At 41.0% G+C, this 19879-nt stretch carries 18 protein-coding genes and 1 pseudogene; 18 read left to right on the top strand and 1 reads right to left on the bottom strand.

Going from position 1 to position 19879, the window contains the following annotated elements:
- Positions 1-223 precede the first annotated feature (223 nt).
- Positions 224-484, top strand: a complete 261-nt coding sequence (gene cas2, locus ACTNEW_RS03680; protein ID WP_441058068.1) for a CRISPR-associated endonuclease Cas2 — start codon at positions 224-226, stop codon at positions 482-484.
- 8 nt (positions 485-492) lie between these two features.
- Entirely contained in the window at positions 493-813 is a 321-nt protein-coding gene (locus ACTNEW_RS03675; RefSeq protein WP_441058066.1) for a hypothetical protein, read from the top strand.
- A 300-nt stretch (positions 814-1113) separates the two neighbouring features.
- On the opposite strand, the pseudogene ACTNEW_RS03670 reads toward ACTNEW_RS03675, so the two are convergent.
- Positions 1114-1347: pseudogene (locus ACTNEW_RS03670) on the bottom strand (AraC family ligand binding domain-containing protein); the annotation flags it as partial.
- A gap of 383 nt (positions 1348-1730) precedes the next feature.
- On the opposite strand from ACTNEW_RS03670, the gene ACTNEW_RS03665 reads away from it, so the two are divergent.
- From ACTNEW_RS03665 to ACTNEW_RS03590, 16 genes are all read left to right on the top strand, one after another.
- Positions 1731-2204, top strand: coding sequence for a helix-turn-helix transcriptional regulator (locus ACTNEW_RS03665; protein WP_441058064.1), 474 nt, complete (start codon positions 1731-1733; stop codon positions 2202-2204).
- Positions 2204-2518, top strand: a complete 315-nt coding sequence (locus ACTNEW_RS03660; RefSeq protein ID WP_441058062.1) for a hypothetical protein — start codon at positions 2204-2206, stop codon at positions 2516-2518. The genes ACTNEW_RS03665 and ACTNEW_RS03660 overlap by 1 nt, the downstream gene beginning before the upstream one ends.
- Positions 2519-2589: 71 nt before the next feature.
- Positions 2590-3264 carry a response regulator transcription factor gene (locus tag ACTNEW_RS03655; RefSeq protein ID WP_441058060.1) on the top strand — a complete coding sequence of 225 codons (675 nt, stop codon included), beginning with the start codon at positions 2590-2592 and terminating at the stop codon, positions 3262-3264.
- Positions 3265-3277: 13 nt separating this feature from the next.
- Positions 3278-4261, top strand: coding sequence for a sensor histidine kinase (locus ACTNEW_RS03650; protein ID WP_441058058.1), 984 nt, complete (start codon positions 3278-3280; stop codon positions 4259-4261).
- A 118-nt stretch (positions 4262-4379) separates the two neighbouring features.
- Entirely contained in the window at positions 4380-5144 is a 765-nt protein-coding gene (locus ACTNEW_RS03645) for an ABC transporter ATP-binding protein (protein ID WP_441058056.1), read from the top strand.
- Complete coding sequence (locus ACTNEW_RS03640; protein WP_441058054.1) at positions 5141-7174, top strand: FtsX-like permease family protein; 2034 nt, start codon at positions 5141-5143, stop codon at positions 7172-7174. The genes ACTNEW_RS03645 and ACTNEW_RS03640 overlap by 4 nt, the downstream gene beginning before the upstream one ends.
- A 1-nt stretch (position 7175) precedes the next feature.
- Entirely contained in the window at positions 7176-7673 is a 498-nt protein-coding gene (locus ACTNEW_RS03635; RefSeq protein WP_441058052.1) for a hypothetical protein, read from the top strand.
- A gap of 743 nt (positions 7674-8416) precedes the next feature.
- The gene (locus ACTNEW_RS03630) at positions 8417-8650 is read left to right on the top strand and encodes a hypothetical protein (protein WP_441058050.1); all 234 of its coding nucleotides are present in this window, start codon (positions 8417-8419) and stop codon (positions 8648-8650) included.
- A 198-nt stretch (positions 8651-8848) separates the two neighbouring features.
- Positions 8849-9151 (top strand): phage replisome organizer N-terminal domain-containing protein, encoded by a 303-nt coding sequence (locus ACTNEW_RS03625; protein ID WP_441058048.1) that lies wholly within the window; start codon positions 8849-8851, stop codon positions 9149-9151.
- 506 nt (positions 9152-9657) lie between these two features.
- Positions 9658-10485 (top strand): MYG1 family protein, encoded by an 828-nt coding sequence (locus ACTNEW_RS03620; RefSeq protein WP_441058046.1) that lies wholly within the window; start codon positions 9658-9660, stop codon positions 10483-10485.
- Positions 10486-10565: 80 nt separating this feature from the next.
- The gene (csm6, locus tag ACTNEW_RS03615; RefSeq protein ID WP_441058044.1) at positions 10566-11942 is read left to right on the top strand and encodes a type III-A CRISPR-associated CARF protein Csm6; all 1377 of its coding nucleotides are present in this window, start codon (positions 10566-10568) and stop codon (positions 11940-11942) included.
- A gap of 123 nt (positions 11943-12065) precedes the next feature.
- Positions 12066-13619, top strand: a complete 1554-nt coding sequence (locus ACTNEW_RS03610) for a hypothetical protein (RefSeq protein WP_441058042.1) — start codon at positions 12066-12068, stop codon at positions 13617-13619.
- Positions 13620-13640: 21 nt separating this feature from the next.
- Positions 13641-15914 (top strand): RAMP superfamily CRISPR-associated protein, encoded by a 2274-nt coding sequence (locus ACTNEW_RS03605; protein WP_441058040.1) that lies wholly within the window; start codon positions 13641-13643, stop codon positions 15912-15914.
- Positions 15911-17218 carry an RAMP superfamily CRISPR-associated protein gene (locus ACTNEW_RS03600; protein WP_441058038.1) on the top strand — a complete coding sequence of 436 codons (1308 nt, stop codon included), beginning with the start codon at positions 15911-15913 and terminating at the stop codon, positions 17216-17218. The genes ACTNEW_RS03605 and ACTNEW_RS03600 overlap by 4 nt, the downstream gene beginning before the upstream one ends.
- Before the next feature lie 13 nt (positions 17219-17231).
- The gene (locus ACTNEW_RS03595; RefSeq protein WP_441058036.1) at positions 17232-17627 is read left to right on the top strand and encodes a hypothetical protein; all 396 of its coding nucleotides are present in this window, start codon (positions 17232-17234) and stop codon (positions 17625-17627) included.
- Positions 17628-17647: 20 nt separating this feature from the next.
- Complete coding sequence (locus tag ACTNEW_RS03590) at positions 17648-19876, top strand: TIGR03986 family type III CRISPR-associated RAMP protein (RefSeq protein WP_441058034.1); 2229 nt, start codon at positions 17648-17650, stop codon at positions 19874-19876.
- Positions 19877-19879 lie beyond the last annotated feature (3 nt).

Genomic DNA, 19879 nt, shown 5'->3' with positions numbered 1-19879 from the left:
ATTTGTAGGGTGTGATGAAAAGGAGATTGACCGACTTTTTGGGAGAAAATGCTTGTAAGCAGAGGAAAAAAGAGGTAATATAAATGAGAAGACAGCAGAAATACTGTTGTTATACCTTACCTATGAGGAATTGACACCTTTCATCTTTGCTGCGTGTCTAACTGCGGAAATAACGTTGTACCTTACCTATGAGGAATTTCAAATTCAAGAGGTGATATTTCGAATGTATGTAATATTGACTTATGACGTTCAACAGTTGCGTGTTGCAAAGGTACATAAAGTATGTAGAAAGTATTTAAAGCATATTCAGCGTTCGGTATTCGAGGGAAATATTTCTGAGGCGGGTTTAATAAAATTGAAAGAGGAATTGTCTTCGTTGGTTTCACCACAGTTTGATTCTGTAATTATTTATTGTCTTGATTCTGTAAAATATGCTTACAAAGAACAGTTGGGATTGGTTCATCCGCTTTCGAGTATTATATGAGGTGAAGTATGTTGACAATTGAAGAAGTTCTTTCACAAAGTAATCAGAATAGAGCTTTTGAGCATTTGAAAACCAAGCGGGATGGACATGGACCAGATGGAATGTGGTTATCTGAGCTTGAAGAGTACTGGAAAATAAATGGAGATGATATTTGCGAGAATATTATAAAAAGTAGTTACCAACCGGGAGTAGTACAGATAAAAGAGCATTTGAATAAGCGTGGTAAGAAAAGAAGTATATCTTGTATAAATTCAATCGATCGTTTTATTTTACGTTTGTTAGCGCACATTGAGCTCAGGGGCAAGAAACTTTTGATAAACGAAATATAAAAAATACATAAAGAAAAGAGAAGGAGCTGGTTTCGAAAGAAGCCAGCTCTTTTTGGAAATTTATAACAATGCCATTTAGATAAGCGTTCGATAAAGTGTTCGGGTAGAGAATTCGAACAGTTGGCCTACAAAATGACTAATTGAATGGATGATATTGTGAATTAATAAGCTCAGGGGCACGAGTTAATAAGCTCTGGGGCAAGAAACTAACCAAATCGTCACCCTGTGACGATGGCTTGATTTACTTTTTTCTCTTAATATTAAGGCTATCTCTTGCCGAGGTAGTCTTTTTTGTATACTCTATTCTTGTAACTGAAAATTAAGAAATGCGGTACCTGTCACCATAAAGCAGGTATATTCCCAGGGATCTTCCCGGTCGGCAAAATAGGTATTGATCCGTCCGGGTTCGATGAGAAAGCCGGAACCTGATTTTATTTTATATTCAGTGGAATGATTAGATGTATCATCCACCAGTAATGTTCCCTGTCCTGAGATTACATAATGGAACAAATAATTGTTGCGGATGTATATTCCGCGACCACAGATCAGGGTTTCCGCCAAAATTGGGTTCTTCCGCAATTGCCCACATTGGTGACAGGCACCATAAAAAAAGTATAAATTGCTGAAAATCTGTTGACAAGAGAACATCGACAGATTTATCATAAGGCAATAAATCTGAAAGAGATGTAAGAAAAGTCTACATAAGAAAAATCTATGAAAATCTTTAGTCAGTCGCAAGAGAGCGACTGACTGTCATAAAATAATCCCGATGTATGAAAGAAAATTATGACGAAGTGCGGTACCTGTCACCATAAAGGTATGATGAAAAGCCTAAATAATCGTAAGTAGGAAAAAACCCGTACCTTAAATTTTATATTTTTTCTGATACAATACTCTCCAGATAATGGAGAAGGAAGATGTTAGGAGATAAATTGGTAACACTTCGTAAAAAGAATGGTCATAGTCAGCAGGAACTTGCAGATAAACTACAGGTTACAAGACAAACGATTTCTAATTGGGAGCTGGGACAAGGTGCCCCTTCTCTGGATAAAGCAATGGAACTGGCAAAAATCTACCATGTCAGTTTGGATGATCTGGTAGAAAATCGGGTGGAAATTGTAGTTAAAGAAAAGAAGCAGGGAAGTAGCAGATTATTGAAATGCCTGGAAGGAAAGAAAGTAAAAATCAGCGGTTCAGATTTGGAACTTCTTCTTGAATCGGGTCTGGATTGGGGATATAACGCTGCGGTAAGAGTCCTGGAAGTTACTGATGAATGGATGCGTATCGAATATACCAGAACAAAGGAGAACCATCTTGTGAAAAAAGAGACTGTGATCAAGCTGATTGATATCAATATGATCAATGGCATTGAAATTGTGGAGGAAGAGTAATGACAGATATTTTATTGATCATCATTATTGTCATGATGGCGTATATGATTCATATCCTGAAAGAACAAACAGGAAATGATAAAAAAGAGGAGAAAAAAATATCCTATCAGAAAGTGCTTCCAGAGTATTTGAACAAAATGTGTGAAATCACTTTAAAAGAACCATTGGCAGCACTTGATATGATGTTTTCAGCGAAAGGTGTTCTGGTTGATCTGGATGAAGAATGGGTCATGCTGGAAGTTGAGGCTAAGAAGAAAAAAGTTTTAAAGATGTTTCGCATCGATAATATCAGCAGTATCAAAGAAATATTGTAAAAAGTATTCTTTGATAATACATCCTCAGGTGTTATAATGACGCATATAAAAGAAAAGGGATGTGACAAAATATGTATCGTATTTTGATTATAGAGGATGATCGTGGTATTGCAGAAGCAATCAATGAGCAGGCAGGGATGTGGGGACTGGAAGCAGAGAACGTAAGGAATTTCCGAAATGTTATGGCCGAGTTTTCCGAATTTGACCCACATCTGATTCTTTTGGATATTTCACTGCCATTTTTTAATGGATATCATTGGTGCAGTGAGATCCGCAAAGTCAGTAAAGTGCCGATTATCTTTATTTCTTCTGCCTCAGATAATATGAATATTGTGATGGCAATGAACATGGGCGGTGATGATTTTATTACAAAACCATTCGACCAGAGTGTGCTGATGGCGAAGATACAGGCTATGTTAAGACGCACTTATGATTTTGCACAGGCAGTACCGGTACTGGAGCATCGTGGTGCGATACTCCATACAGGAGATAACACATTAACGTATCAGGGAGAGAAGATTTCCCTTACAAAAAACGAGTATAAGATCTTATTGACGCTGATGGAACATAAAGAAAAAGTGGTCAGCCGGGAAAAATTGATGGAGGTTTTGTGGGACAGCGACAGCTTTGTAGATGAGAATACGCTTACTGTAAATGTGGGAAGACTCCGTAAAAAGCTGGAAGCAGCAGGACTTACGGATTTTATTACGACTAAATTCGGGGCCGGATATATCATAAAGGATTAGGAGTGGAACAGATTTGTTATTAAAGTATTTAAAACAGAAACGCAAATTGTTTTTATTAGCAGTTATATGTGGCTTGATTTTTGTCATCTGTTTTTCTTTATACCATCTCCCCATAAGTGCCGTATTGTATCCGGTAGCTTTGTGCGGACTTGTATGCACGGGATTTCTCATTTCTGATTATCTCAATGTCAGGAGAAAATATCAGAAGCTGGAATTGATGCAGTCAGATGGGAAAATCAATATGGAATATCTGCCGGAAGCAGACAGATTAGAGGAAGAGGTATATCAAAAATTAATCCATGTTATGAATGAAAACCAGCAGGAACTTTACCGTTCGATGGAATACAAATTTACGGAAATGATGGATTACTATACGGTATGGGCACATCAGATCAAGACACCGATCGCAGCCATGCGCCTGAATCTGCAGAATGAGGATTCTGCATTATCCAGAAAACTGATGGCTGATTTATTTCGTATAGAGCAGTATGTGGAAATGGTGCTGATGTACTTAAGACTTGATTCGGAGTCTACGGATTATGTGATCAAAGAGCATGAAATCGGAGGTATCGTAAAGACGGCTGTTAAAAAGTTTTCCGGGGAATTTATCAGTCGTAAGATTTCGCTGGATATGGGGAAAATGGAAGGAACGGTTATTACGGATGAAAAATGGCTTTCCTTTGTGATTGAGCAGGTCATTTCCAATGCACTCAAATATACGCCGAATGGGACGATTTCCATTTATATGGAAGAACCAAAGATGTTGTGTATCAAAGACACCGGAATCGGAATTGCACCAGAGGATCTTCCGAGAATATTTGAAAAAGGATATACCGGGTATAATGGAAGAGTAGATAAAAAGGCAAGCGGGATTGGTCTTTATCTGTGCAAAAGGATCTGTACCAATTTGGGACATCAGATTCTGGCGGTATCAGAACAGGAACAGGGAACGCTGATCCAGATTAGTCTGCAGCAGGAAAGACTGAATGTGGAATAAAAAATGAAATGTGACAAAACTGTTAGAAATGAAGGGGAAATTGTAAGGAGATTCGATGGAACTTACAGTTTCCCTTTTGTTACAATCAGGACAGAAATTCGAAAGGAGAGTTTTTGTTATGAGTATACTAGAAGTAAACAGGCTGAAAAAGACATATACGACACGTTTTGGTGGAAATAAAGTGGAAGCCTTGAAAAATGTATCATTCAGTGTGGAAAAAGGAGAGTATGTTGCCATTATGGGAGAATCCGGCTCTGGCAAGACAACGTTGTTAAATATTCTCGCTTCGCTGGATAAACCGACGGGAGGTTCTGTTTCTTTGGATGGAATGGATTTGTCAAATATTAAGGAGTCACGCCTTGCGGAATTTAGAAGAGATAATCTTGGATTCGTATTTCAGGAATTTAATCTTTTGGATACGTTATCCGTGGAGGATAATATCTATCTTCCGCTGGTACTTGCAGGGAAATCGCATGTGGAAATGGAAGAAAAGATTAAAACTATTGCACAGAAACTTGGTATTATGGAGCTTTTAAAAAAGTACCCATATGAGATTTCCGGAGGACAGAAGCAGAGAGTTGCAGTGGCAAGAGCATTGATCACAGATCCTAAACTGATCCTGGCAGATGAACCAACCGGGGCACTTGATTCCAAGGCAACGGATGAACTTCTTCGTCTGTTTGGTGACATTAATTTTGATGGACAGACAATTCTGATGGTTACCCATTCCGTAAAGGCAGCCAGTCATGCAGGCAGGGTATTGTTTATTAAAGACGGTGAGGTATTCCATCAGATCTACAGAGGTAATAAGACGGATGAACAGTTGTATCAGATGATTTCGGATACGTTGATCATGTTGGCGACAGGTGGTGATCGAAGATGAGAGTGAGTTTATATCCGCGCCTTGCATGGGAAGGAATCCGTAAAAACAAGAAACTTTATATCCCGTATATTCTTACCGGCAGTGTGATGGTCATGATGTATTATATCTTAAGTTATCTGATTGAGTCCCCTACGCTCATGCAGATGATTGGCGGTTCTTATCTGACAATCATGCTTACACTTGGGTGTATTGTGATTGCTGTGTTTTCTCTTCTGTTTCTTTTTTATACCAATTCCTTTCTGATCCGCCAGAGGTATAGGGAATTTGGTCTTTATAATATTTTGGGAATGGACAAAAGGAATATTAGCAAGCTGATGGTATGGGAGAGCATTTTTGTTGGTGTTTGTGCCATTGCGATCGGACTTTTTGCGGGGATTGCATTATCAAAGATTGCCGAACTCATCATCTTAAATATCCTTCACATGGATGTCACCTATGATTTCTATATTGGGATAATATCGATCAGGCAGAGCCTGCAGATTTATGGGATTATTTATCTGATTCTTCTTATCAATTCTCTTCGTAAGGTAAGAAAAGCCAGACCTTTGGAACTGATGCAGAGTAACAAGGTCGGGGAGAGGATTCCGAAAAGAAACTGGATCTATGCAGCAGTTGGGATTGTTTTACTGATAACAGCATATTATCTTGCAGTGACAATCGAAGAACCGTTGTCAGCATTTACCATCTTCTTTGGAGCAGTTATTTTGGTTATCATAGGAACCTACCTGCTTTTTATGGCTGGTTCCGTTGCGTTCTGTAAACTTTTACAGAAGAATAAGCGGTACTACTACAAACCGAATCATTTTGTATCTGTTTCTTCTATGATCTATCGAATGAGAAGAAACGGAGCCGGTCTTGCATCCATCTGTATCCTTCTTACTATGGTGCTAGTCATGATATCTGCAACAACAAGCCTGTATTTCGGAACAGAAGATGCCCTTCATAACAGATATCCAAATGATGTAAATGTCTCTGTAATGTTTGACCAGGCAGAAGGAGTCAGTGATGAAAATATAGAAAAGATTCGTGAAAACATAGCGCCTTATTGCAAAGAAGAGACAGATTTAACCGGAATCCGTTCTTTTAACACCTCTGGATTGATTACAGAAAAGGGGATCACGACCCAGATGAGCACTTCTACTATGATTGGGTTTGATACGTATGATAATGTGGGCTATTTATCAATTCTTTCTTTGGATGATTATAATGAGATGGAAAATGAGAAAAAGAGCCTTGGAGAAAAAGAATGCCTGATTTATTGTGATCGTCTGAAATACGAGTGGGATAGCTTTGCGATAGAAGGAGCGGATGCTTACACGGTAAAAGAAAGGCTTCACGAGTTTCCAACAGATGGAGACGCAGAAGCAATGATTGCACCGACAGTATATATGGTGGTAAATGATCCGTACACATTTATTGAACCGGTAAAAGATCTTGCGAATACGATTGGTGATTCCATATTTGTATATGAATGGCGATTCGGAGCAGACTTTGATACAGAAGAAGCAGAAATAGAAGCTACATCACAGATCAGAGAAACGCTGAAAAACATGTATATGGAAGGAGAATACCATATCAGCTCCTTATCAGCAGAAAGCAAGGCGGTACAGAGAGACGGGTTCATGGAATTATATGGAAGTCTGTATTTTCTTGGTATCATGTTAAGCATTGTATTCCTGTTTGCAGCGGTGCTGATCATCTATTATAAACAGATATCCGAAGGTTATGAGGACCAGGCCAGATTTGAGATCATGCAGAAAGTAGGAATGACAAAGAAAGATATCCGAAGAAGTATCAATTCCCAGATGCTGACGGTATTTTTTGCACCTCTTGTTTTTGCGGGAATTCATTTAGGTTTTGCATTTCCATTTATCTGGAGGATGCTTATGCTGTTCGGTCTCAATAATCTGAAAATGATTCTTGTGGTACTCGTCATATGTTTTCTGTTGTTTGGTCTTCTGTATGCATTCGTATATAAGATCACCTCAAATTCTTATTATGTAATTGTAAGCGGCAGGAGGGAAGCATAGGATGAAGAAAGTGATTGCAGGTACTTTGCTTATTTGCGTGCTGACCGTTTTGTCCGGCTGTTCAGCTTGGAACAATAATTCTGATGGAATTAAAATTATAGAGCAGGTAGAAAACTGGACTGAAGCACTTGGAAAGAAACAGATTACAAAAGATTCTGATTTATGTGGAGAAAGAACTTTGGAACAGTCAGGCGACTATTATTCAGGAAGTTACAATGCTCAGGTAGAACAGATGACTGGACGGGATGTAGTATTTGGTGGTGCTGGTGTAGAAGAGCGAACGGTTATTTGCAATGGTAACATTGAAACGAAATCTGGTAGTGCAGAGATCCGTGTACGTATGAATGAAGAAGTAGTCTATATTTCCCCTGATGATAACGGTTATTTTGAAAAAGTGCTTTCTTTTGAAAGTGGGGGAAATTATATCATGGTTGACTATGAAGATTTTACAGGAAGCATTGATTTAAGATGTACAGGAGCTGATGGAGATGAAGAATAAGATTTGTTCCTGGCTTATGACAATAGGACTTTGCATTGCACTGATTCCAATAGGATTTATTTTATTGATATTGAATATCTTGTGGAGCACAGTGAATCAGGTTATCAGAAAAATAAAAGAATAGAATAATCTAAATGATTGGTCTTGTATTGAAAGATACAGGGCCATTTTTTTGTTCAAAATTCATATCTAAACATCTCAATTCTGCACTCGCAGAAAAAATTTCAAAAAAATTTTAAAAAATCACACCAGATTGGCAATTTTCCGTCCCCACCAGAAAAGTAGGAGGGATTGAAACCTTCCTGAACCTTGAAAACAGAATACGCAGCATTCCAGTTTATATCCGTTTGGATGGAGCAACGATGATTCTGGCGCGAGGACCTGTTTTTACAGCGAGCGATCAACAGAGATCGGAAACAGATCGGTGGTGCGGTCTGATTGCCATGAAGTCTGAATTGGGATAATGATACTTCCGTCTAGTCACGTACATGATGCGTGGGCGGCTCGGTGAGTTCCACGGAGAGGTGAGAGTCCTATGAGTACCGACCAGGTACGGGCTGGAATGTTCCCATTGCAATCAGGGAAGTCGGGGACAAGTTTGATTCAAAAACATTAATTGTGAAAATATGTGGCGGAGCCAAAAGTTCCGCCATATCCTTTTGCAATTAAGTCTGCAAATGCTTTTGTCCACACCAGAAGTGTGTGCAGAGAATTGTAAAAATAAAAACTTAGGAGAATTCAAAATGAGTGAAATGAATAAAGAAGCCAGGTATGCAGATGATAAACCAAAGTCATGTGATTATTGCTATTGGTGGGATGATAAAAATAAGATTTGTGTGTTAGGCGAAGAGAAATGCTATTACTTGTTACCAGATAAACCGAAGAAACCGGTTGGTCCATGTGACGGTTGTCCTTATGGTCGTAACAATCCATGCATCGGATTTTGTATGAAAAAATTGTTGGGGCAAAAGTCATGAGAGGTAACATGCGAGGGCATCTGACGTTTTATGAGCAGATGATGATGCAGGTGCCTGGCAAGAAAGATAACATTGATGAAGAAAAAATGTGTACAGGCTGTCAGTATCACAGAAAGGACTTCGCGTACCGATACTGCTTACATACCAAGTATCCTTATCTGAAAGGTCATAAAACATTTAGGAAGGAGGTGTATAGGATTGGCAGCAAATAAAAGATATTATTGGTTGAAGATGAAGAAAAGTTTCTGGGACGAACCTTCCGTACTTTTCCTTAGAAACCTTCCCAGCGGAGATACATTGGTGATCATTTATCTGAAACTGCTCTGTATGAGCTTGCAGAATAATGGAATTATTTATTTTGAGGGAACTTATGGAACAGTGGAAGATGAGATTGCACTCTCGCTTAGAGAGGATAAGATGATGGTTCAGATGATGAAAAGGAGATTGACCGACTTTTTGGGAGAAAATGCTTGTAAGCAGAGGAAAAAAGAGGTAATATAAATGAGAAGACAGCAGAAATACTGTTGTTATACCTTACCTATGAGGAATTGACACTTAAATGTACTACGTGGTCCTAAAACTAAGTTGGACATATTGTCCTGTTATACCTTACCTATGAGGAATTGACACTATATGTCCCTGACACCAAATAACCTCTTGACTCCGTTATACCTTACCTATGAGGAATTGATACCGTTGGAACCTCTTTTCAATTATAAATGTGCATTTTTCCTCTATTTTTTGACCTGAAATCTATATAAATAACAATTCATTTTTTCTATAATTTTTATCAAAACGAATATTGATATCAAAAGAAGGTCGCCTTCATTCCCCAATCAGAAAAGTATTTCAAGTTCATAATGAATCAGCTGGTAACAACCGGATATAAAAGATAAAAACTGTTTATTCTCTATACTGATTGAAATTTGATACGATTTATATTAAAATTAATACAAAATATACCCTTATATGCGGTATCACTATGTCAGAACGATAGGAGGTATTTCATGAACATCAAAAAAGCCTTTACACACGCCGGCAAATTTCACGCTGATGATGTGTTTTCAGCGGCACTGCTCCGTATCATGAATCCCGATGTGATCATTGAAAGAGGGAATCAGGTTCCCGAAGGATATGACGGACTTGTTTTTGATATTGGGTATGGGGAATTTGATCATCATCAGGCGGATAGTCCTGTAAGGGAAGATGGAATACCATATGCATCCTTTGGTCTGTTATGGAGAAAATTCGGGAAAGATTTTCTTGCGGAAGATGCAGAGGAATTTGAAAAGAGTTTTATTGAACCGCTTGATGATTCTGATAATGGCGGAACGAGAGACAAAATTGCGGATATCATCAATGACTTTAACAGTCAGTGGGATCTGCCGGAGAATCAGGATGACCAGTTTGAAAAAGCAGTGTCTTTTGCCACAGTCATTCTGGAAAACAGATTCCGGATCTTCCGCAGTCAGAAAAAAGCAGAAAAAATTGTACAAGATGCCATGAATCGATCGGAACATGGAATCGTGATCCTTGATGAAGGAGTTCCATGGAAAAATATTGTCCGTGAAGATGGATACTATTATGTAATATACCCCTCTTTCAGGGGAGGTTTCAACGCACAGTGTGTTCCGGTTTCTGTGGATTCCTACGAAAACAGGCTGAGTTTTCCGGAAGACTGGAGAGGACTTGCGGGAGTACAGCTTGAAGAAACAAGCGGAATAAAAGGACTTACCTTCTGTCATAAAAACGGATTCCTGTTGGCAGGAAATGACAGAGATACTGTAAAAAATGCCTGTATCCTGTCTCTTAGAAGAGGAAACAGATTCAGATAACAGGATGAGCTGTCAAAAGCCCTGGTTTCCAGGACTTTTGATTCCGAAAATGATTACAGCAAATCGGAGGATGTGATATTATGGGGAAGAAAATATTGTTTTCAGCGGTCAGTAATGCAGATCCGATTTCAAGAATGCAGGACGGACCGATGCTGCATCTTTGCAGGCATGAGAGACCGGATGTGGTATACCTGTTTCTCACAAAGATTTTTGTACAGTATCATCAAAGTGATGACCGGTACAGAAAAGCCATCCGCCTTCTGGAAGAACAGATCGGACATAAATTTGAAGTACATGTGATCGAAACAGACATTGAACATGCACATTTGTTTGATTCTTTTTATGATGTATTTGAGCAGCATTACAGAAAGATTTTTGAGCAGTATGGTCAGGATTCGGAAATGATCGTGAACCTTTCATCCGGAACAGCCGCCATGCAGGCATGCCTGATCACGATTTCCGTAAACAGTTTCCGTAAGATCAGACTGTATCAGATTCCGGAAGACCGAAGCAGGGTCAATCAGAACAGAGAGCTTCCCAAAGAGTTCCAGCTGGAAGAATACTGGGAACTGAACATGGATAACGAACCGGGTTCCGCCAACCGCTGTCTGGTAGTGGGCAACAGTGCTTTTAACCGCCAGATGCAGAAAGAAGCCATTGTGGAACATATTCTGTCCTATGATTATCAGGAAGCGCTGAAGATCGCGGATACCATCAAAAACAGTATTCCGGAAGAGGTATATATTCTGCTTAAAATTGCCTGCCAGAGAATACAGCTGAAAAGAAACGGTCCAGACGGTTACCTTACGATCATAAATGACCAGAAGGATAAAGAGCATTACCTGGAATTATATGCGGACATCATACCTTTCCGTGCAGACGATCAGGTGCTCCTTTATGAATATCTCCTTTATCTGAGAATCAAGCAGAAACGGGAAGAATACGCGGAACTTGCCAGAGGAATCACCCCTCTTCTGTATGAATTGAGCAAATACGTATTAAAAAACGTGGGCAAAGTCGATATTGAGAAAAAATACTGTACAAAGCGAAATGGAAAAGTATATCTTGACAGAAACAAACTGGATAGTGATGAAAAAGGCAGAGAATACCTGGGATACCTTCAGGAAAGTACAAATTCTGTTTATACAACAGGCTTTCTTGCCAGCTGGCAGATCATATCCATTATTGCAGGAGATAAGGGAATCCAGTCGGAGAAGCTGAAAAAACTTTTCAAAGAACTTCGTGATAATGTGGAACAGGGAATCCGGAACATTGCAGCTCACACCATAGTTGCAGTTACGGATGATGAAATCAAAAGAAAAACAGGGCTTCATGCAGAAGAGATCATTGAAAAATTCCGACAGATTTTCCAGAATTCGGGCTTTAAGGTTACAGATGAAATCTGGGACAGTTATGACAGACTGAATGAGAAAATCATACAGCTGATCAAGATGTGATGAGAAAATACCAGATATAATGAAAAAGTTTAAGATGTGATGAGAAAATTACAGATATGATGGCGTAATTACAGATATGACGAGAAAATCCTGTAATAACTGTAAAAAGAAAGGAAAGGGAAAATGACGCAGGAAAAAACAGAGACAAGAATACTGGCGATGTATGATGTACGTGGAATCCAGAAGTATATTTACCGTACAGCCAGAGTAAAGGATGCCATGGGAGCTTCCCTGCTGGTGGAAAATATCATATATGATGCCCTGAAGACAGCAGTGGGTTCAGTTTCCCCCTGGTGTGACAAAAATGGCCCGCTCCCTTATCAGGATAATTCCAAAAAGGAAGTGGAAGTTCTTTTTATCGGCGGCGGCAACGCCTATGTACTCTATGATTCTCTGAAAAGATACCGGGAAGTCAGCCGAAAAATGTCACGGTATGTCCTGGACAGGACATATTCCCTTCAGCTTGCGGCAGCCTGGGTGGAAAAAACAGAGGATTATGCAGACGATTATCAGAAACTGAAAGCAAAAATGGGACAGGTAAAAGCGGAAATGATCCTTTCCCGTCCATACGGAGCGCTCCCTGTTATGAAAGTGGAACGGAAAACAGGATATCCGCTGGTGACAGAGAAAGAAAGTACGGAATCCAGGAACAAAAAAGGTTATAAAGACGCGAAAGCCCAGGAAAAAGAAGAAAAGATCTTTGATAAGCTTGCCCAGCAAAAGGGTGTGGAAAGTACCCTTGCCGTAGTACATATTGACGGAAACAATATGGGCCTTGGCATCCTGAACCTGATCAAAGGGGAAACTGCATATGAAAGTGCAGTGAATACGATGCGCCGGATATCCTGGCAGATCAGTCACAGTTTTCGTACGGTATTTGATGAAATGTCAATGCTGTTTAATGAAAAATCATTTTACCTGAAAGAATTTGAAGGAAAGGAATTCCGTCCATTTATCCGCAGAATCGTGACGGCAGGTGATGATATCACTTATGTCTGCACTGCCAGGATAGCCCTTGCGACTGTACAGTATTTCTTTGAAAATATTTCGAAATATACACTGAACGGGAAGACAGATCCCCAAAGCCTTAAAGACTATGGATTCAGTGCCTGCGCAGGGGTGGCTTACATGGGCAGCCATTTTCCATTTTCCATCGCGTATGATGTTGCAGAAAGCTGCTGTGAAAACGCGAAAAGTCTTGCAAAAATGCCGGAAAACAAAGACGGCCTGCGTGTAGGAAATTTTGTGGATTTCCAGATCTGTAAAAATATCAAAACAAGAAATCTGGAAAATGTACGAAAAAATGAATACGAAACAGCGGACGGCAAATCCCTTCTTCTTCGTCCGTATTATATACCCGGAATGAATCCGGAAGGTTTTGAAAGACTGGAAAAAGAACCATTCCATTTCCAATGCTTCAGAGACGCTGTTCAGTGGATCACAGATGAAAGAAATATCCCCCGTTCCTTTGCAAAACAGCTCCGAAACATGTACAGTGAAGGTGAAATGCCCCTGGAAACATGGAATCTTTTTCTTAAATCAAGAGGATGGATGATTCCGGAAAACAATGGAAGGGTATTTTTCAGCGATTCGGGAAAGGCCATCTGGTACGATGCACTGGAAATGATGGATTATTATCTGGATCTGGATAAATTCACAGATAATACCACCTGTTGATGCGTAAAGTGGAGGTAAAAAATGCAGAAATATCAGATTCTGATAAAATTACGAAGTGATCTATGCGTATCTGACGGAGGTATATATAATTCCGCCATTGATACGGATGTCTGTTATGACAAAAACGGATTTCCCTATATCCCGGCAAAGCGTCTGAAAGGATGCCTTCGTGAAGCTGCCCTGGAACTGAAGGACTGGGGGCATAAGCTCAGTCCTGACAAGATGTTCGGCTGTGAAGGAAACCAGACGGGCAGCATCCGGATCGGAAATGCTTATCTGATAAACCTCAGTGAATATGAGGCACTTGTAAATAAATATAAGGGACATATGCTCCTTCATTCACAGAATATCCTTGGACAATTTACTTATGTGAGAGTACAGACCTCTGTTGACCGGGAAACAGGTACAGCAGAAGAGAATTCTTTAAGAACCATACGAGTAATCAATAAAGGATGTGTTTTTACAGCTGAAGTATCCATGGATGACAGACAGGCAATGGAGGAAGTGCAGTTCCATTCACTGGAACTCTGCTGCAGGGCGCTCCGTCATATGGGAATCTCCAGAACACGTGGTCTGGGCGAAGTAGAAGTGACCCTTCAAAAAGCTGCAGATCATGGGAAAGATTTAAAGGATGCAGACGGATTAAAGGATGCAGATGAATCAAAGATTGCAGATGAATTAAAGATTGCAGATGGTGAGGGCGAGGAACCGGAAGAACAGAAAAGTGATTTTCTGGAATATGAAATCTACCTGCACGAACCTGTGATCTGTAAGAGCGTTAACGGAGAAGAAGAGAACACCATGGACTACATAGATGGCGGAAAAATTCTCGGTCTTCTTGTGAAACTTTGTAAAGAACGTTCCGAAGCAGATTTTCAGAAGCTCCTTTCCGAGAAAAATCTGAAATGTTCCAATGCCTATCTTTCTGATGGAAAACAGCGTCTCGTTGAAGTGCCGGCATCGCTGTACAGTGTGAAAAATGAAAAAAAACTGTATGCCGACAGAAGTGTTCCGATTCCGGACGGTGATGATGCCCCAGGAGAGATCCGGCAGTTAAAGCCGATGAAACACTGCTATGTTTTCCGGGACTTAAATGGTGTTCTTCATACCAGAAGCGTGGAACTCCAGGAAAGCTGCCACCACCGCCGTCCTGAAGACAAGTCCATCGGGCGGGCTTGCGATGAGGAAAGCGGAAACAGCACTTTTTATCAGATTTCCTCGATCACACCTGGACAGAGATTCCGTGGATATGTAATGGCATCCCCGGATATAATTAAGATTATTTCGCAATGTATCCGTGAGAATCCGGATATCATGCTTGGTTATGGCCGCATCGCAGAATATGGCTCCGCATCATGGCAGATTATAAAAACAGAAGAAAAAAAAGAAATAAGAAAACAGACCGTCAGGGAGTTCATGATAAAACTGGAATCCCCGGCAATCATTTACAGCAGCAATGCCGCATATACAGCAGACTGGCATATCCTGGCAGAGGAAATTGAAGCGTGTCTGAACATCAGAAGTGATGTGGTGGAAGAAAGGCAGAAATTCATCAATTATACGACCGTAGGAGGTTTCCAGGTAACCTGGGGCATGAGAAAACCTGCGCTTGAAGCGTTTGATAAAGGAACCGTTCTCTGCTATAAGTGCAGAGAAGCCGTGGAAATCCCGGTGGGAGAGACCATATGGCTCGGTGAAAGATGCGCGGAAGGTTACGGAGAAGCCACTGTAACAGCCATTGAGAAAAGCGAAAAACGTGATTATTATTGTGAAAGAATCACGGAAACACAGGACAGTGACGTAGTTACCTGTAATCCGGACAGAATCCCGGACACCAATCCGGAATATCCGTTAAAGGAACTCTCCGCATCAGAGTCATCATTTCTTTGGAAATTATGTATGGACAAATTTGAACAGTATGTGTATTTCACTGCAGGCAGCAATGCATGGAACGATATCCAAAAGCCGGACTGGGATAAAGAGGTACTAAAGCCAACAGTAAGTAATCTTCTGTTAATGTGTTCAGAGAACAGCAGCAAACAGGAAGTGGATCTCGCAGCCAGAGAACGCTTTAAAAAGAAAGCAGAAGGAAAAAAGGATAAGGAAACATCATGGAATCAGATAAACAGCTGTGTCTGTGAACAGGCGAGAGAACTTCCCGGTCGTTTCATGAACGAATATGGAGTAGAAGATTTTCATATCGATCAGGAATTGGTTGAATTTTTCTATCTGAAAGAATATCTGAAGCAGTTAAAATATGCCCTCAGACATGAAAAGGAGGGAAAAGATTCATGATAAACAGAATTGTGAAGCGGATCTACACCGTCTGGAAGATCAGGCTGGATTCCCCGATGAATATTTCCGGAAGTGAAAATACTCTGACTGATTCGGACTTTATTCGAAACGGAAGCGGTGAGCTTTTTATCCCGGGAACTTCTGTTGCAGGAGCTTTCCGCAGTTATCTGAATCAGAAAAAGGATGAAGAAGGGATTTTTGGATATTCATCCGGTGAAAAGGGATTTATGAGCAGTGTTTTTTTCTCGGATATCTATTTCGATGAAAGTATAAGTGTCTCGGTGAGGGATGGAATCCGACTGGATGAGGATAAAATTGTACAAAAAAAGCATAAATTTGACACGGAAATACTGGAAACAGGTGCCTGTGGAAAGCTTTATATAGAATGTGTTATAAGAGAACGTGATCAGGAAGCGAATTTTTATGAGAGTCTGCACAGGATTGCGGCAGGGATCCAGAATGGAGAGATCCGATTCGGTGCGAAAAAAACAAGAGGTTTCGGAAAAATCCGTATTACGGAGATTTATGAAAAATCCTTCACAAAAGAAACAGGAAAAGAATGGACAGAATTTCTGAAAGACCAGACGAACCTCAGTATTTACGATAATGTCAGTCCGGAGGAATACCTTCATGATCTTGGGGAAACAGAGCGAAGATATCTGAAAATCACGCTGCCTCTCCGACAAAAAGGCGGGATCAGTATCCGTAAATATTCCGCGCAGCCGAATAAAGCAGATTACGAACATATAACCTGCAGAGGTGTTCCTGTAATTCCCGGTTCCAGCTGGAACGGGGCAATCCGTTCCTTAGCAGAACGAATACTGGAGGAACTGGGATGCCCGGGAAGAAATACACTTCTGGACAAATGGTTCGGCTATGTTCTGGATAAAAACGACAAAAATATCATGCAAAGAGAAAAAGCCCGCAGATCCATGGTGACAGTGGGGGAGAGTGTCCTTTCTGATCCACGGGGCGACAGGTGCGTTCAAATACCGGTCAGCCGTAACCGCATCAACCGGTTTGACGCATCTACGGTAAATGGAGCATTATATTCAGAAATTGCATGCTTTAACGGACATACAGAACTGGAAATTTATATAGAAAAAAAAGAAGACTGGACCGCACTTACAGCACTACTCTGTCTTATCATGAAAGACATCCGGAACGGTTATCTTGCAGTCGGAGGACAGACTGCAATTGGCCGCGGTATATTTACCAGTGACGGGGAAATCCGTTACAGTGAACCTGTGAATGAAGCACAATGTATGGAAGAGCTCTGCAGGGTTCTTGATGCCGCAGAATAAGGGAGGATAAAGCATGAATATAGCAGATTGCAGCCGTATAAAGGAAGCGCCTGAAGCGGGATGGATGCTTGTGTATACCCGTTTTGAAGTGATTTTTGAGCCCTATGATTCCCGCGAGCTGGCACAAGAACGTCTGAAAGGCTACGAAATCCTGGAAGTGCATTTATTTGACCAGAACACAGAATACCGGTGTCTGGAATCCAGAAGTCCCAGGTTTGACGGCAGAGCAGAGACAGTTGCAAGTTTTCCTGATGATGAAAATGTGTACCGGGAGAGCGTACTTCTGGAAAAGCCATGGGAGGACAGAAGACTCATTATTTTGAACCATATCTCTTATGGCAACGATTCAAAAGACGATGTTATGGGACATATCGATAATTATCGTCTGGTTATGCAGGAAACGGTATAAGTATCCGGGAAGGAGAAGAAATGTCGAAGTACAAGTTTGTAAACCCATATAATTTTATCCCGCTCACATCCGGTAAAAAGGAAAGCAAAGCCAGGGACAGTGAACTGTTAAAAGGAGTGATCCACTATTCTGTGCTGACAAAAACTCCGCTTTTTATCCCCAATACCAGCTGTGACAGAGCACTCGTCCGCCCGGAGGAGATAACTGATGAAAAGAATCGGGAACACAAATCTTTTGATTTTTTTGCTTACGAAGATCTTTCCTGCAGGCAGGCCCCCCCGGAAAAACCTGTGTGCCGCCCTGTGATCCCCGGAAGTGAATTCAGAGGCATGTTCCGGAACTGTTATGAAATACTGACGGAGTCCTGTCTGTCTGGACTGGATGAGAAAGCGGTCCTCAGCAAACGGACAAACGAAAATTTCAAACCGGGTCTCATCAGAAGAAAGAGTAATGGTTCTTATGATCTGTATCAGGCAGAAGATTTTTTATGGAGAACAAAAGGCAAAAACAGCCAGACGGATGAGTTGTACTGGAAGGGCGAGTATTATGACCGGGAATGCTACATCCAGGATCAGATACCGGAAGGATCACTGGTATACTTTGACAGAGATACGAAGCGAAGCCAGAAATATAAGCCCCTTGCAAGAAGAGTCAGTATGACAAATAACAGCCGGGAACTGGAAGGGTATCTGATAAAGGGAGAAGAAGGACCGAAAGTAAAATGCAAAGGAGATCCGAATGTTGGACGGCCTCCTGCACAGAAGCACTGCTGCCATATATTTCACCGCATTCCGGTAACAGGAGCTTTTTTGACTGATGTTTCGATTAAGACTCTTTTGACTGTGCTTGATGAATACGAGAAGAATAAGGAACACCTGTATACCGAATATAAGAGAATGCTTCAGCAGTTCCTGAAAGGACAGGGGGAAGAGTTTTTTCCGGTATATTATGATGTTCTTCCGGGAACGAAGGCGGAACTGATGCTTTCTCCGGCATGCATCACCAGGGAGATTTATGGAAATACGCTGGGCAGTCTGGCAAAAACGTTTCAGCCCTGTTCTGACAGTGAACATCTTTGTCAGGCATGCAGCCTTTTTGGAACAGTGAACAAAGGGCTGCATGTATCATCCAGACTCAGGTTCAGTGATCTGGAGTGTATATCCGAAGCAGAGACAGAAAAACTGTATGATCCTGTGGTAACTCTTGCCCCTCTGTCTGGTCCAAAGCTTAACAATATGGAGTTTTATGTGGAGAGGCCGGCTTTGGATGCCTGGTTCTGGACATATGATTATTACGTTGATAAGAACGGAAAGCTGCATCCCTGTACACCGAATCTGGCAGGAAGGAAATTCTACTGGCATCAGATGAATCCATGTCTGCCCAAAGATATACCGAAAACGAATCTGAACATAACGATCCGCCCGGTTTCCGCCGGAGTGGTATTTCGTGGCTCTCTTTATTTTGACGGTATTACGGAAAGAGAACTGCAGCAGATTCTCTGGATTCTGGAAAGCGGCGATGAAAACAACACGGAGCTGAATGAAAAAAAGTACGGATACAAACTTGGTTCTGCAAAACCCCTGGGGCTTGGAAGTATTGCCTGTGCTGTGGATCAGGTACTGCTCCGGAAAATCATAAGAGATGGCAATATGATTTTTTATCAGGAAGTACCTTATGAGAGAAAACAGGAATCGGAGCTTTTTGATAGAGAGGTACAGGAAAACTTCCATAAGATTACCGATTTTGAAGCAGTTTCAGGAGAGAAAGTCAGCTATCCGGGGCTGCAGAGCGGAGAAACTGAGGAAGGATTCCAGTGGTTTGTGGACAATCACAGAGGGTATGACCACAGGAAGGAAAGAATCATCGGAATGCCTGCCAGCCGACTTCAGATGGCTTATGCACAGTATATGAAACCTATGACTCCCGGGCTTATGAACACAACGGATGTTTTTATGCCGGTAGGCGCAAAAAGTAAAAAAGATCATTTACAGGCACAGGAAAAGAATTTAAGTTCAGACACCGGATTTGTCAGGAATAAAGTGTATACGGCTGTTGTAAGAGGATTATCAAAAACCGGTAAATCCCTGAATATCGAGGCAGAGGGAATCCGTGGAAGTATTCCTCATTTTCTGGCAAAAGGAAAAACACTGGATTCTTATTCCCGCGGAGAAAAAATAGAAGTAGTTTTTGACGGTGAAAAAGTATTTCCGGATGGAAACAGGATAAAGCAGTTCCGTATAGATGGATGATGA

The organism is Blautia sp. HCP3S3_G3 (genome assembly GCF_052063365.1).
Lineage (GTDB): Bacteria > Bacillota > Clostridia > Lachnospirales > Lachnospiraceae > Blautia_A.
This window is presented reverse-complemented; position numbering and strand designations above follow the sequence as displayed.

What these genes read in the sequence shown, in the direction of transcription:
- ACTNEW_RS03590 (WP_441058034.1), top strand. Translation starts at nt 17,648, where the DNA reads ATGTCGAAGTACAAGTTTGTAAACCCATATAATTTTATCCCGCTCACA.
- ACTNEW_RS03600 (WP_441058038.1), top strand. Translation starts at nt 15,911, where the DNA reads ATGATAAACAGAATTGTGAAGCGGATCTACACCGTCTGGAAGATCAGG.
- ACTNEW_RS03660 (WP_441058062.1), top strand. Translation starts at nt 2,204, where the DNA reads ATGACAGATATTTTATTGATCATCATTATTGTCATGATGGCGTATATG.
- ACTNEW_RS03635 (WP_441058052.1), top strand. Translation starts at nt 7,176, where the DNA reads ATGAAGAAAGTGATTGCAGGTACTTTGCTTATTTGCGTGCTGACCGTT.
- ACTNEW_RS03675 (WP_441058066.1), top strand. Translation starts at nt 493, where the DNA reads ATGTTGACAATTGAAGAAGTTCTTTCACAAAGTAATCAGAATAGAGCT.
- ACTNEW_RS03630 (WP_441058050.1), top strand. Translation starts at nt 8,417, where the DNA reads ATGAGTGAAATGAATAAAGAAGCCAGGTATGCAGATGATAAACCAAAG.
- ACTNEW_RS03665 (WP_441058064.1), top strand. Translation starts at nt 1,731, where the DNA reads ATGTTAGGAGATAAATTGGTAACACTTCGTAAAAAGAATGGTCATAGT.
- ACTNEW_RS03645 (WP_441058056.1), top strand. Translation starts at nt 4,380, where the DNA reads ATGAGTATACTAGAAGTAAACAGGCTGAAAAAGACATATACGACACGT.
- ACTNEW_RS03605 (WP_441058040.1), top strand. Translation starts at nt 13,641, where the DNA reads ATGCAGAAATATCAGATTCTGATAAAATTACGAAGTGATCTATGCGTA.
- csm6 (WP_441058044.1), top strand. Translation starts at nt 10,566, where the DNA reads ATGGGGAAGAAAATATTGTTTTCAGCGGTCAGTAATGCAGATCCGATT.
- ACTNEW_RS03620 (WP_441058046.1), top strand. Translation starts at nt 9,658, where the DNA reads ATGAACATCAAAAAAGCCTTTACACACGCCGGCAAATTTCACGCTGAT.
- cas2 (WP_441058068.1), top strand. Translation starts at nt 224, where the DNA reads ATGTATGTAATATTGACTTATGACGTTCAACAGTTGCGTGTTGCAAAG.
- ACTNEW_RS03640 (WP_441058054.1), top strand. Translation starts at nt 5,141, where the DNA reads ATGAGAGTGAGTTTATATCCGCGCCTTGCATGGGAAGGAATCCGTAAA.
- ACTNEW_RS03610 (WP_441058042.1), top strand. Translation starts at nt 12,066, where the DNA reads ATGACGCAGGAAAAAACAGAGACAAGAATACTGGCGATGTATGATGTA.
- ACTNEW_RS03595 (WP_441058036.1), top strand. Translation starts at nt 17,232, where the DNA reads ATGAATATAGCAGATTGCAGCCGTATAAAGGAAGCGCCTGAAGCGGGA.
- ACTNEW_RS03655 (WP_441058060.1), top strand. Translation starts at nt 2,590, where the DNA reads ATGTATCGTATTTTGATTATAGAGGATGATCGTGGTATTGCAGAAGCA.